This is a genomic window from Salinibacterium sp. ZJ450, from assembly GCF_011751885.2.
Classification (GTDB): Bacteria; Actinomycetota; Actinomycetes; order Actinomycetales; family Microbacteriaceae; genus Ruicaihuangia.
Genome location: NZ_CP061771.1, coordinates 603,701 through 617,411, shown reverse-complemented (window position 1 = coordinate 617,411; position 13,711 = coordinate 603,701). Strand labels below are relative to the sequence as shown.

General features: G+C 68.9%; 10 protein-coding genes. 1 reads left to right on the top strand and 9 read right to left on the bottom strand.

Annotation, left to right across the window (positions count from 1 at the left end; translation table 11 throughout):
* Window positions 1-23: 23 nt before the first annotated feature.
* The 4 genes from HCT51_RS02950 to murI all read right to left on the bottom strand — a co-directional run bounded on the left by HCT51_RS02950 (window position 24) and on the right by murI (window position 3,285).
* The gene (locus HCT51_RS02950; RefSeq protein ID WP_166870209.1) at window positions 24-929 is read right to left on the bottom strand and encodes a cation diffusion facilitator family transporter; all 906 of its coding nucleotides are present in this window, start codon (window positions 927-929) and stop codon (window positions 24-26) included.
* 199 nt (window positions 930-1,128) lie between these two features.
* Window positions 1,129-1,704: an RdgB/HAM1 family non-canonical purine NTP pyrophosphatase gene (gene rdgB, locus HCT51_RS02945; RefSeq protein ID WP_191413740.1), complete on the bottom strand. Its 576-nt coding sequence runs from the start codon at window positions 1,702-1,704 to the stop codon at window positions 1,129-1,131.
* A complete protein-coding gene (rph, locus tag HCT51_RS02940; protein ID WP_166870207.1) occupies window positions 1,704-2,441 on the bottom strand; it encodes a ribonuclease PH in 738 nt (245 codons plus the stop codon). Before rph ends, rdgB begins: the two co-directional genes overlap by 1 nt.
* A gap of 4 nt (window positions 2,442-2,445) precedes the next feature.
* Complete coding sequence (murI, locus tag HCT51_RS02935; RefSeq protein ID WP_166870205.1) at window positions 2,446-3,285, bottom strand: glutamate racemase; 840 nt, start codon at window positions 3,283-3,285, stop codon at window positions 2,446-2,448.
* Between the two features lie 74 nt (window positions 3,286-3,359).
* Between murI and HCT51_RS02930 the strand changes: the two genes are divergently transcribed.
* Window positions 3,360-4,649 (top strand): nicotinate phosphoribosyltransferase, encoded by a 1,290-nt coding sequence (locus HCT51_RS02930; RefSeq protein WP_166870204.1) that lies wholly within the window; start codon window positions 3,360-3,362, stop codon window positions 4,647-4,649.
* A 315-nt stretch (window positions 4,650-4,964) separates the two neighbouring features.
* Here the strand turns inward: HCT51_RS02930 and HCT51_RS02925 are convergent, their stop codons facing one another.
* From HCT51_RS02925 to ilvD, 5 genes are all read right to left on the bottom strand, one after another.
* Window positions 4,965-8,240 carry a lamin tail domain-containing protein gene (locus tag HCT51_RS02925; protein ID WP_166870202.1) on the bottom strand — a complete coding sequence of 1,092 codons (3,276 nt, stop codon included), beginning with the start codon at window positions 8,238-8,240 and terminating at the stop codon, window positions 4,965-4,967.
* Between the two features lie 361 nt (window positions 8,241-8,601).
* On the bottom strand, window positions 8,602-9,627 hold the full coding sequence (gene ilvC / locus HCT51_RS02920; RefSeq protein WP_166870200.1) for a ketol-acid reductoisomerase: 1,026 nt from the start codon (window positions 9,625-9,627) through the stop codon (window positions 8,602-8,604).
* Window positions 9,628-9,657: 30 nt separating this feature from the next.
* The gene (gene ilvN, locus HCT51_RS02915; protein WP_166870198.1) at window positions 9,658-10,164 is read right to left on the bottom strand and encodes an acetolactate synthase small subunit; all 507 of its coding nucleotides are present in this window, start codon (window positions 10,162-10,164) and stop codon (window positions 9,658-9,660) included.
* A gap of 2 nt (window positions 10,165-10,166) precedes the next feature.
* Window positions 10,167-11,966, bottom strand: coding sequence for an acetolactate synthase large subunit (locus tag HCT51_RS02910; RefSeq protein WP_166870188.1), 1,800 nt, complete (start codon window positions 11,964-11,966; stop codon window positions 10,167-10,169).
* A 41-nt stretch (window positions 11,967-12,007) separates the two neighbouring features.
* Window positions 12,008-13,702: a dihydroxy-acid dehydratase gene (gene ilvD, locus HCT51_RS02905; protein ID WP_166870178.1), complete on the bottom strand. Its 1,695-nt coding sequence runs from the start codon at window positions 13,700-13,702 to the stop codon at window positions 12,008-12,010.
* Window positions 13,703-13,711 lie beyond the last annotated feature (9 nt).

Below are 13,711 nucleotides of genomic sequence, written 5' to 3'. Positions count from 1 at the left end.
CGCGGACGGTGACCGCGGTGTGGTCAGGGGTGCTGCGGTTCCTCGTGGTCGGCGTGCTCGGCCGGCTCCAGCTGGAAGGTCGAGTGCGCCACGTCGAAGTGGTCGGACAGGCAGGCGCCCAGCTCGTCGAGCATGACCCCGGTGCGTCCGGTCTCGAACACGGCCCGCTCGACCACCACGTGGGCGGAGAACACCGGTGAACCGGAGGTGATCGCCCACACGTGCACGTCGTGCACGTCGACGACCCCGGATGCCCCGAGCAGGTGCTCCCGGATTTCGGCGACGCTCATCCCGGGCGGGGTCGACTCGCTGAGCACGTGCACCACGTCGCGGAGCAGCATGACGGCCCGCGGCACGATCAGCGCGGCGATCACCAGGGAGGCCAGCGCGTCAGCCTGCTCGAACCCGGTGAGCAGGATCACCCCCGCCGCGAAGATCGCGGCAATCGAGCCGATCATGTCGCCGAGCACTTCGAGGTAGGCGCCACGCATGTTGATCGATGTGTGCCGCCCGCCACGCAGCACCAGGAACGCGGCGATGTTCGCCGCCAGCCCCGCGACCGCCACCGCCAGCATCGGGCCGGCGAGCACGTGCACCGCCTCCGGGGCGATGAGCCGCCGCACCCCCTCGATCGCGACGACGATGGCCACGATCGCGAGGATCACCCCGTTGATCAGCGCACCGAACACCTCGGCGCGTCGAAAGCCGTAGGTCTGCCGGTCCGTGGCCGGCCGGGCGGCGACCGCCGTCGCGATCAGCGCGACCACCAGGCCGAGCGCGTCCGAGAACATGTGCCCGGCGTCTCCCAGCAGCGCGAGCGACCCGGTCAGCCAGGCGCCGACCACCTCGACGACCAGGAACACCACGACGATCGCCAGCGCGATGCCCAGTCGGCGTCGGTTCGCGGTGGAGTGGTGGTCGTGGCTCACGCCTCAAGGCTACCGAGCGGATGCGCGCCTGGCGGCGCGGTCTCGCGCACCCATCCCGCCGATTACGTTCGTCGCGAAGGAGTTGCGGCGACTCGCCGTGCCAACTGGCTCGCTACCGCGGCGTGGTGCCGCGTCTCCTCTGGGACGGACACCCCGCACCGCCAATACGACGGGTGCCGCCCGACCGGTCGGCCGGCGACTAGCCCAAACGCTCCCGCACCACCGGCATGATCGCGGCGAAGGCCCGCGCCCGGTGGCTGATCGCGTTCTTCTCCTCCGGGGCGAGTTCGGCCGACGACACGTCATGACCCTCCGGCTGGAAGATCGGGTCGTAGCCGAATCCGTTCGTTCCGGATGCCGCGGGCAGCACCTCGCCCGGCCAGACCCCCCGCGCTACATGCTCGAACGCGCCGTCGACGAAGGCCGCGGCGCACTCGAACGCGGCGGAGCGGTCCGCGACATCCGCCAGGTTGGCCAACAGCAGTTCGTTGTTGTCCCGATCGTTGCGCGTACCGGCGTACCGCGCCGAGTGGATGCCCGGCTCCCCACCGAGCGCGGCCACCGAAATGCCGCTGTCGTCGGCGAGCGCCGGCAGCCCGGTGTGCGCGGCCGCGGCCCGCGCCTTGATCAGCGCGTTCGCCTCGAAGCTGTCGCCGTCCTCGATCGGCTCCGGTCCGTCATAGCCGATCAGTTCGTGGTCGCCGAGCGCGGGGCCGAGGATGCGCCGCAGCTCCTCCACCTTGTGAGCGTTGTGGGTGGCGAGGACGATCTTCATCAGGCGGGAACGGATGCCGCGAGGGCCGCCAGCTGCAGCCGGGTGAGTTCCTCGCCGCCGGCGACGCCCAGGTCGAGCAGCTCGCCCAGCTCGCGGCGGTCGAACGGGGCGCCTTCCGCGGTGCCCTGCACCTCGACGAACAGGCCGCGGCCGGTGACGACCACGTTCATGTCGGTCTCGGCACGCACGTCTTCGACATATGCCAAATCGAGCATGGGAACACCGTCGATGATGCCGACGCTGACCGCGGCGACACTGTCGATCAGCGGGGTGGCCTTCTGGCCGATGAACTTCTTCTCCCGCGCCCACTCGATGGCGTCGGCGAGCGCGACATAGGCGCCGGTGATCGCCGCGGTCCGGGTGCCGCCGTCGGCCTGCAGCACGTCGCAGTCGATGACGATGGTGTTCTCGCCGAGCGCCTTGGTGTCGATCACCGCGCGCAGGCTGCGCCCGATCAGGCGGGAGATCTCGTGGGTGCGTCCGCCGATCTTGCCCTTCACCGATTCACGGTCGGAGCGGCTGTTGGTGGCGCGCGGCAGCATCGAGTACTCGGCGGTGACCCAGCCCTTGCCCTTGCCGGTCAACCAGCGCGGCACCCCATTGGTGAACGACGCGGTGCAGAGCACCTTGGTGTCGCCGAACGAGATGAGGGCGCTGCCCTCGGCCTGCTTGCTCCAGCCCCGCTCGATCGTGATCGGGCGAAGTTGGTTGGCCTCCCGGCCGTCTGTGCGGGTCATTCGTTCACTTTCTCTGGGTGGGCAGATCAATCGTGCCGGTCTCGAAGGTCTCCACGCGGGTGACCTCCGGGCCGAGGAATCGGGTGGCGAGGTGCAGGAACTCCTGCTTGTTGGCGCCGGTGGCCTCGAACAGGTGAGCCGGCGGGGTCGGCGCGGTGCGCAGCAGTGAGTGCTTCACCAGCATCCGGTACACGTCGTATGCGGTTTCCTCGGCGCTTGACACCAGCGACACGTGGCGACCCATCACGTACTGGATGGCGGCCGACATCAGCGGGTAGTGCGTGCAGCCGAGCACGAGCGTGTCGATGTCGGCCTGCTTCAACGGATGCAGGTACTCCTCGGCCACCTGGAACAGTTCGGGGCCGCTGGTGACCCCGGCTTCGACGAACTCCACGAAGCGCGGGCAGGCCTGGGTGAAGATTTCCAGCTCGGGGTCGGCGACGAAGGCATCTTCGTAGGCGCGGGACTTGATGGTGCCACGGGTGCCGATCACACCGATGCGCTTGTTGCGGGTCTTGCGCACCGCCGAGCGCACGGCCGGCTGGATCACCTCGAGCACCGGGATGCCGTGTCCCTCGGTGAACCGCTCGCGCGCGTCGCGGAACATCGCCGCCGACGCCGTGTTGCAGGCGATCACGAGCATTTTCACCCCGGATGCCACCATGTCATCGAGCACCTCGAGGGCGTACTCGCGCACCGCCGCGATCCGCTTCGGCCCATACGGTGAGCGGGCGGTGTCCCCGACATAGAGGATGCGTTCGTTCGGCAGCTGATCGATGATCGCGCGGGCCACGGTCAGTCCGCCGACACCGCTGTCGAAGACTCCAATGGGCGCGTCGGTCACGACAACCAAGCCTAGGCGACCTGCCCGTGAGCGCCGAAACCGGGAGGCGCACCGCCACGGATAGGCTTTCCCCTATGAGCACCGCCCTGCTGACCGACCGCTATGAACTGACCATGGTGGAGGCGGCGCTAGCCAGTGGCCGACACGACCGCCGCTGCGTGTTCGAGGTGTTCGGCCGTCGACTGCCCGGCGCCCGCCGGTACGGGGTGCTCGCCGGGACCGGACGCCTGCTGGATGCCATCGAGCAATTCCGGTTCGGAGATGCCGAGCTCACCTGGTTGCGCGACAACGACGTGGTGAACGCCGAGACGCTCGACTATCTGGAGTCCTACCGGTTCAGCGGCAGCATCCGCGGCTACCGCGAGGGCGAGGTGTACTTTCCCGGATCCCCGGTTCTCGAGATCGAGGGCACCTTCGCCGAGGCGGTGCTGCTCGAGACGGTGGCGCTCAGTATCCTCAACTACGACACCGCGGTGGCGACCGCGGCCTCGCGCATGGTGTCCGCGGCCGAGGGCCGCCCGCTCGCCGAGATGGGTGCCCGCCGGGTCGGCGAGCGCAGCGCCGTCGCCGCGTCACGGGCCGCGTACATCGCCGGGTTCTCGTCCACCAGCAACCTCGAGGCGGGCCGGTCCTGGGGCGTGCCCACGATGGGCACCGCCGCGCACTCCTTCACCCTGCTGCACGACAGCGAGGAGGAGGCCTTCCGCGCGCAGATCGCGGCGATGGGCGTCGGAACGACGCTGCTCGTGGACACCTTCGACATCCCCACCGCCATCGAGACCGCGGTGCGTGTCGCCGGGCCGGGGCTTGGCGCGGTGCGGATCGACTCCGGCGACCTGCCGGTGGTGGTGCGGGACGTGCGCAAGCAGCTCGACTCGCTCGGCGCGCTGAACACCAGGATCACCGTCACCAACGACCTCGACGAGCACACCATCGCCGCCCTCGCGGCCTCGCCGGTCGACGCCTACGGGGTGGGCACGCAGGTGGTCACCGGTTCCGGCGCGCCCGCGATGGGGATGGTCTACAAGCTGGTGGCGCACGTGGATGACGCGGGCGCCTGGATCCCGGTGGCGAAGAAGTCGGCCGACAAGGTGTCGATCGCGGGCCGCAAGGACGCCGTGCGCACCCTGGTCGGCGGTGTCGCGACCGAGGAGACGGTGTACGTCGAGACCACAGTGCCGGAGGGCACCGGGCGACTGCTTCAGGTGCCGCTCATCACCGACGGTGTCGCGGACGAGCGCTACCGCGGTCAGCCGGGCACGACGCTGGCCCGAGAGCATCGTGCGGCCGCGGTCGCGGAGCTGCCGGCGGAGGCGCTCCGCCTCAGCCGCGGCGAGCCGGTGCTGGACACCGTCTTCCGCTGACCTGACCCCAGGCATCCGCGCGGCGTCGCGGGTGTCGCCGCGCGAGATTGCCCGGCGTGTGCGGGTGCCGCCGTGTGAGGGTGCCCGCCATGTGAGGGTGCCCGCCGCGTGAGGCGCCCCGCCGGCGAGAGTGCCCGTAGTGCGAAGGTGCCCGCGCAGAAAGTCAGTGATCCGCCGGTCGCTGCGGCGTGTCGTCGAAAATGAGCGGCGCGCCGGGCCGTATCACTGCCGTTCTGCGCGCCGCGGCGGATCGCTGCCGGCGCCAGCCGTCCGCGCACCAGGCCGGGAGCAACCCGGCCGCCGCCAGCGCCCCGGTCAGCCGCGCGCGCTCAGCCGCTCCGTCCCGCGCAGCTCCAGCCCGCTGGTCGTGACCGCTTTCTCGTACTGCAGCTCCAGCTGCACCACGAACTCGTCGTCGAGCTCGGTGTAGCGGTGCTGCAGACCCTCGGTGATGACCTGCCACGGGCGTCCGTTCGACGGGGTGCTGGCGCGACCGTCATCCGGAACAAACTGCCGGTAGTCGTACTCGTGGCTGGCGGTCTCGCCCAGCCGGTGCGAGAACGTGTTCACCGCCACCTGCCCGGAGCCGAGGTCGACCTGGAGCAGCCGCTGGAACCCGGTGGCGCGGTCGCCGGCGTGGGTGCGGAACTCCTGGTAGTCGGCGACCAGTTCCACCACGGTGTGCCCGGGCAGTCCGCCGGCGTTCTCGGTGACAATCTGGCCGAGGCCGTGGAAGTGCCCGGAGAGCACCAGCACCACGTTCCGGTGCGGCGCGATCACCCGGTTCCACAGCTCGTCGGCGCGGGACAGCCAGCGGGAACTCGTCGACCGGGAGGCCGCTGCCGACGCATCCTTCGGCGTCACGTGTTCATGGGTTGACACGACCACGTTGTGATCGGGATGCGCGGCAACCACCTGTTCGGCCCAGCTCAGCTCGCGCTCCCCGTAGCCGTACGGCAGCGACAGCATGAGCATCCGCGCCCCGGATGCCTCAAAGGTGCTGAAGTTGGCGCTGTTATCGTCCGGCGCGATCGACCCGCCGTACCAGTCGGCGGCCTCATAGCGCGCCGGGCCGAAGAACTCGTTGAACAACCCGTTGTCCACGCCCCGGATGTTGTCGTGATTGCCTGGCAGCACGCTGTTCGGCACGCCGGCCGCATCGAGGGTCGCCTGGATCGCCGATGCCCGCTCGAACTCGCGGCGCGCCCGCGGTTCCGCCTGGTTCGGGTCGACCCAGTTCTGCACCAGGTCGCCGGTGTGCGTGACGAACTCGATCTTGCGCTCGTCCCGGTTTTCGAGGATCCAGCCCACGAGGTCCCGGTACACGTCGGGATAGGTCTCGGTGAGGTACTGGGTGTCGGTGACATGGGACACCGCGAAGTCGTAGCTGTCCGGGTGCTCGAACTGGCCGTCAGTCGCCGCAGCGAACGGCGAACGCGTGCGGGGACCGTTCTGAACCAGCACGGTCACCATGCCGCGGAGAATATCGGATGCCGCGATCCTGCCGTCCAAGGTGACCGGGTTGCCCGCGCCGCCGTCGCCGGCACCATCATCTCCGGCACCACGATCTCCGCCACCAATGTCTCCGGCACCACTGTCAAGCAGCCGCCACGCGTTCGCCTGCCAGTCCCAGACGGAGAGTTGCGCCTCGCTCCGGCCCGGGACGCTGCCGGTCCAGACCACCCGCGGCTCCTCGCCGAGGCTGGCGGCGTCCAGCAGGAAGCGCTGGTACGGGAATCGGTAGCCGTCGTCCTGCGCCGAGAGCGCCTCAACGGAGAGGCTGCGCTCCCCCTCGCCCACTCGTTCGGTCAGGTATCCGTCTGACGCGCCAGCCCAGGCGTCGAGGATGCGAGCGGTGTCCAGTCGCGCCGGTGCGGCGTCATCCGCACGGCTCACGGTGCGCGCCCGCGTGGGCCCTGCGGCAAGCGGCACCGGCTCGACCCCGGCCTGCGCTGCGTCGGCCCGCGCGACGAGGCGGGCACCGGGGGTGGCCTTCGCCACGGTGAAGTCGTCGGCGTCGTCGCCGGTGGCAGCGACGCGCTGGTAGCTCTCGCCGGCCAGCCGGTCCGGCGCGAACGTGCTCGCCGCGAGCCCATTCGTGCACGGACTCGGCACCTCGATCGGGGCATCCATCTCGTTCTGCTGGAACACGCCGACCCGGTCGATCAGTCGGCCGCGAGAGTCGCCGACCCACACCCCGCCGCCGAGGAAGTTCAGGGCGACCGGGTAGGCGGCATCCGCGTTCCCGGCGAGCGCCGTGCCCTCCCGCGCCGCGACGAAACGCGCACCGGGCGCCAGCCGGGTGCCGCCGGGAATGACCAGCTGCGGGTCCGCCGAGCGGATGCCGCTGGACTCACACCGGTAGATCCGCCAGCCATCGAGGTGCACGGTGTGGTCGCTGACGTTGTGCAGTTCGATGAAGTTCTGCTGGGTGCCCGGCAGGCTGGCCGGGTCGGTGGCGAGTTCGCTGATCTGCACGGCGCGGCCCGGGTCGGGCTGCTGCCGGAACAGGGCCGTGTCCTCGGTCGCGTTCGCGGTGCCCGGCGTGCGCCCGGCGATGATGAACCCCGGTCCGACGCGCTGGTAGGACTCGCCGGCGCCGAAGTCGAGGATGGCCGGCAGTTTGTCATGGCCGCTCTGGCAGGCGCTGTCGGCGTACGCGGAGACCGCGACCTCGTCAACGAGCGCGCCGGCGGCGTCGTGCACCGCGACCCCGAACCCGCCGTCGGCGAGGCTGGTCGAGTACCGGGCATCCGTCGCGCCGACGAAGCCGGGCCCACCGGCGACGAACCGGTCTCCCGGCCGGAGCACCCCGTGCAGGACGGTCTGCAGCGTGTCATGACTCAGCTGGCCTTGCGCGGTGCAGCGGTACAGCTGCCAGCCGGCGAGATCAACCGGCTCGCTGCCGGCGTTGACCAGTTCGACGAAGTCGTCGGCCTTGCCCGCCGGACCGGCCGGAGCGACCTCACTGATCAGCACCCCACCGCGCGGCTCGGCGACCGGCGTGCGCGCGTTCTGATCGCCGGGCGTTGCCGCTGCGGTGATAAAGTCCGCGACCGGGTCCCCGGTCGCGCCGGTGCGCTGCCAGCTCTCGGCTCGGGCGAAGGCGAGCGTCGCCGGCAGGTTTGCGTCGATCGTGCACTCGCTGCGGGTCGGCCATGGCTGCGTGGGGTAGACGCCGATCGAGTCGACGCGGTTGCCGGTCCCGGACTCGACAAACAGCCCGAACCCGGTCTGGCCGAGCGTCGGGGTGAACCGCGCCTGCGGCCGCTGCAGGTCGGCTCCGGCCAGCGCGACCGTGTACAGCTCACCCGGGGCGAGCACGCCGGAGAGGGTGATCTCCGGGTGGCCGCTGTTGCTGCGCAGGCCCTCCTCGGTGCAGCGGTAGACGCGCCATCCGTGCAGATCCACCGGCGCGGTACCCCAGTTGCGCAGCTCGAAGAATCCGTCCTCCGGGTCGTTGCTGACCTCGTTGATCAGCACCGGGCCTGACGAAGACGCCGCGGCCACACTCCCCTGCGCCGGAACGACGGTGAGAGCGGATGCCGCAACCGCAGCAGAGAGGACAAGTACGAGCGCACGTGTGGCCACGCGGCCACCCTCGCGGGTGCCTGTGAACGAGCACTATCCCGGTCGTGTCGGGCCGGTGAACATCCCGCGGCGCATCACCGGGCGGCCCACCCGGTCCGGCGGCCCACGCGCGCGGGGCCCGACCGGCCCACACACGCCTGCTCGGTCGGAGATAGTCGGCTCGGGAGGACCGTTTCAGCGAAAAACGTCCGTCCGAGCCGCCGAACTCCGCCCGAGCCAACGTGCCCCCGGTGGCCCGGCACCGATCCCCGCGCACGCGAAAAGGGGCGCACCCGGTGTGAACCGGATGCGCCCCTGATGCCTGCTGTCGAGACGCGTCACTCGCTTCGCTCGCGACGCTCCCCTCTCGGCGGGTGGCTACCTAGCGCGCAGCGCTGCCGTCGGTGTAGTCGGCGTCGGTCTGCTTCCACGCGAACAGGGCACGCAGTTCGCGGCCGGTGGCCTCGATCGGGTGCTGCTCGCCCTTGGCGCGCAGTTCCTTGAACTCCGGTCCTCCGGCATCCTGGTCCTCGATGAACCGCTTCGCGAACGCACCGGACTGGATGTCGGCGAGAACGGCCTTCATGTTCTCCTTGACGTGCGGGTCGATGACGCGCGGGCCCGAGACGTAGTCGCCGTACTCCGCGGTGTCGGAGACGCTCCAACGCTGCTTGGCGATGCCGCCCTCCCACATCAGGTCGACGATGAGCTTCAGCTCGTGCAGCACCTCGAAGTAGGCGATCTGCGGCTGGTAGCCGGCCTCGGTGAGCACCTCGAAGCCGTACTGCACCAGCTGCGAGGTTCCGCCGCAGAGCACAGCCTGCTCACCGAACAGGTCGGTCTCGGTCTCTTCGGTGAAGGTGGTCTGGATGCCGCCGGCACGCAGTCCGCCGATGGCCTTGGCGTACGACCAGGCCAGGTCCCAGGCCGATCCGCTGGCGTCGGTCTCGACGGCGGCGATCACCGGCACACCACGGCCGGCCTCGTACTCGCGGCGCACGGTGTGGCCGGGGCCCTTCGGGGCGACCATGAACACGTCGACGCCCTCGGGTGCGGTGATGTAGCCGAAGCGGATGTTGAACCCGTGGGCGAACATCAGCGCCTTGCCGGCGGTGAGGTTCGGGGCGACGTCGTCGTTGAAGATAAAGCGCTGGTACTGGTCGGGCGCGAGGATCACGATGACGTCGGCCCAGGCGGCCGCCTCGGCGTTCGGCAGAACCGTGAAGCCGGCTTCCTCAGCCTTGGCGATCGACTTCGATCCGGGCTTCAGCCCGACGACGACCTCGACGCCCGAGTCGCGCAGGTTCATCGCGTGTGCGTGGCCTTGTGAGCCGTAGCCGATCACGGCGACCTTCTTGCCCTGGATGATCGACAGGTCGGCGTCTTTGTCGTAGAAGATTTCGGTCACTAGTTGGTTCTCCTTGTTGTTATTGACTAGCTAGTTCTTGAAAAGGCGTTCGGTGATGCTTTTCGAGCCACGGCCGATGGCGAGCAGGCCGGACTGGGCCAGTTCCCGGATGCCGAATGGCTCGACGACGCGCAGGAAGGCCTGCACCTTGCCGCTGTCGCCGGTGACCTCGACCACGAGTGCGTCGGTAGCGACATCGACCACGCGGGCGCGGAACAGGGTGACCGCTTCGAGCACCTGCGAGCGGGTGACGTTGTCGACCTTGATCTTCACCAGTAGGTGCTCGCGCTGCACCGACTGCGACGGGTCGAGTTCGACGATCTTGATCACGTTGACCAGCTTGTTCAGCTGCTTGGTGACCTGCTCGAGCGGAAGCTCCTCGACATCCACCACGACAGTGATGCGCGACAGTCCGGCGATTTCGCTCTTGCCGACGGCGAGCGACTCGATGTTGAAGCCGCGCCGGGCGAACAGGCCGGCGACGCGGGTCAGCAGACCCGGCTTGTCTTCGACGAGCAGGGAGAGAACGTGCGACATCTTTACTCCTCGTCCCACTCGGGGGCGTGTTCACGGGCGTACTGGACCGACGAGTTGCCGACGCCCTGCGGAACCATCGGCCACACCATGGCGTCGCGCGACACGATGAAGTCGATCACGACTGGGCGGTCGTTGGTTTCCAGCGCGAGTTTGATCGCAGCATCCACCTCTTCCGGCTTGGTCACCCGGATGCCGAGCGCACCGTAGGCGTCGGCCATCTTGACGAAGTCGGGGATCATCGCCGTTTCCGCGCCGGTGTTCAGGTCGGTGAACGAGTGGCGTCCGTCGTAGAACAGGGTCTGCCACTGGCGCACCATGCCGAGCGAGGAGTTGTTGATGATCGCGACCTTGATCGGGATCTTGTTGATGGTGCAGGTCGCGAGTTCCTGATTGGTCATCTGGAAGCATCCGTCGCCGTCGATCGCCCAGACCACTCGGTCGGGGTTGGCGACCTTGGCGCCCATCGCTGCCGGAACACCGTAGCCCATGGTTCCGGCGCCACCGGAGTTCAGCCAGGCGTTCGGACGCTCGTACTTGATGAACTGCGCCGCCCACATCTGGTGCTGGCCGACGCCGGCGGCGTACACCGCTTCAGGTCCGCTGAGCTGCCCGATGCGTTCGATGACCGCCTGTGGAGCGAGCAGGCCGTCGTCGGTCGGGGTGTAGCCGAGCGGGTACTGCGTGCGCAGCAGGTTCAGGCGGTTCCACCACTCGCGGTAGTCGGGCGTGATCGTCTTGATCTGCTCGAGGAACGCCGCGGTGAGGTCGATGATGACGTCTTTGGCGTCGCCCACGATCGGCACGTCGGCGTTGCGGATCTTCGAGATCTCGGCCGGGTCGATGTCGACGTGCACGATCTTGGCGTTCGGGGCGAACTCGCTCACCTTGCCGGTGACGCGGTCGTCGAAACGCGCGCCGAGCGAGATGATCAGGTCGCTTTCCTGCAGCCCGAGCACCGCGGGAACGGCGCCGTGCATGCCGGGCATGCCGAGGTGCTGCTCGTGCGAGTCGGGGAAAGCGCCGCGCGCCATCAGCGTCGTGACCACAGGCACACCGGTGGTTTCCGCGAGGGTCAGCAGTTCCGCGGACGCGCCGGAGCGGATGACGCCGCCGCCGACATAGAACACCGGCTGGCTGGCCTCGGCCAGCATCTGCGCCGCGGCCTGGATCTGCTTGCCGTGCGCCTTGGTGACGGGGCGGTAGCCGGGCAGGTCAACCTTGGGCGGCCAGATAAATGGCGCCTTGTTCTGCTGCGCGTCCTTGGTGATGTCCACCAGCACCGGTCCTGGACGGCCGGTGGTGGCGATCTGGTACGCGGCGGCCAGCGTCGCCGGGATGTCCTCGGGCTTCGTCACCAGGAACGAGTGCTTGGTGATCGGCATCGTGATTCCCACGATGTCGACCTCCTGGAACGCGTCGGTGCCCATCACCGTCGAGAACACCTGACCGGTGATCGCCAGCAGCGGCACCGAGTCCATGTGGGCGTCGGCGATGGCGGTGACCAGGTTGGTGGCGCCGGGTCCGGATGTCGCGATCGCGACACCGACCCGGCCGGAGGAGGACGCATAGCCTTCCGCGGCATGGCCGGCACCCTGCTCGTGGCGCACCAGGATGTGGCGGATGGTGGTGGACGACATCAGCTCGTCGTAGAACGGCATGATCGCCCCGCCCGGCAGGCCGAAGACGTCGGTGATGCCGAGCTTCTCGAGGGATCGCAGGACGGCGCCGGAACCGGTCAGGATTTCCGGACCGGTTGGCGGGCGAACCGTCGCAGTGGGAACTGGTGTGGGTTCCGCGGACATGGAGATAGGAGTCCTTCTAATGGTTGGTCTGGCGGGGCAAGCTACCCGGTGACCGCGCCCACCGCAGCGGAGTGCACGAGCTTCGAGTACTTGGCGAGAACGCCACGGGTGTAGCGAGGGGGAAGTGGAGCCCAGCCTTCTCGGCGAGCTTCCAGCTCAGCAGGCTCGACCAGTAGGTCAAGGGTGCGAGCTGCGATATCGACCCGTATCAGATCACCATCGCGCACGAAGGCGATTGGACCTGCGTCCACCGCTTCGGGAGCTATGTGGCCGATACACAGTCCGGTTGTGCCGCCTGAGAATCGACCGTCCGTCAAGAGTAGTACATCTTTTCCGAGGCCTGCGCCCTTGATGGCGGCGGTGATCGCCAGCATCTCGCGCATGCCCGGTCCACCCTTGGGGCCCTCGTACCGGATGACGATCACGTCACCCTTGTTGATGAGACCCTCGGTGAGCGCGTCCATCGCGGCACGTTCCCGCTCGAACACGCGGGCGGGACCTTCGAACACGTCGGCGTCGAACCCGGCGGTCTTCACCACGGCGCCGTCGGGGGCGAACGTGCCCTGCAGCACGGTGAGCCCGCCGGTGGCGTGGATCGGGTTGTCGAGGGTGCGGATGACCTCACCGTCGAGCGGGTCGGGGTTCAGCTCGGCGAGGTTCTCGGCCACGGTCTTGCCGGTCACGGTAAGCGCGTCACCGTGCAGCAGGCCGGCGTCGAGCAGCGCCTTCATGATCACGGGCACGCCGCCGTGACGGTCGACGTCGTTCATCACGTACTTGCCGAACGGCTTCAGGTCGCCGAGGTGCGGCACCTTGTCGCCGATGCGGTTGAAGTCATCCAGGGTGAGCTCGACCTCGGCCTCGTGCGCGATGGCGAGCAGGTGCAGGATCACGTTGGTTGACCCGCCGAATGCCATGGCCACCGCGATGGCGTTCTCGAACGCCTTCTTGGTCAGGATGTCGCGGGCGGTGATGCCCAGGCGCAGCATGTTGACCACGGCCTCGCCTGAGCGGTGCGCGAAGTAGTCGCGGCGGCGGTCGGCCGCGGGCGGCGATGCGGAACCGGGCAGGCTCATGCCGAGTGCTTCGGCGACGCTGGCCATGGTGTTCGCGGTGTACATGCCGCCGCAGGCGCCTTCACCCGGGGCGATCGCGCACTCGATGCGCTTGAGGTCTTCGAGGCTCATCGTGCCGGCTTTGCAGGCGCCGACGGCTTCGAACGAGTCGATGATCGTGACGTCCTTCTCGGTGCCGTCGCTGAGCTTGACCCAGCCGGGGGCGATCGAGCCGGCGTACAGGAACACGGATGCCAGGTCGAGCCTGGCCGCTGCCATCAGCATGCCCGGCAGCGACTTGTCGCAGCCGGCGAGCAGCACCGAGCCGTCGAGGCGCTCGGCCATCATCACGGTCTCAACCGAGTCGGCGATCACCTCACGGCTGACCAGGGAGAAGTGCATGCCCTCGTGGCCCATGCTGATGCCGTCGCTGACGGAGATGGTGCCGAACTGCAGCGGGTATCCCCCGCCGGAGTGCACACCCTCGTTGGAGGCCTGGGCGAGCCTGTCCAGTGACAGGTTGCACGGGGTGATCTCGTTCCACGAGCTGGCGATGCCGATCTGTGGCTTCTCCCAGTCCGCGTCGCCCATTCCGACGGCGCGGAGCATCCCGCGTGAGGTGGTGGCTTCGATCCCGTCGGTGACGACGCGGGAGCGTGGTTTCAAGTCTGGCTCAGGCATGTTATGAGT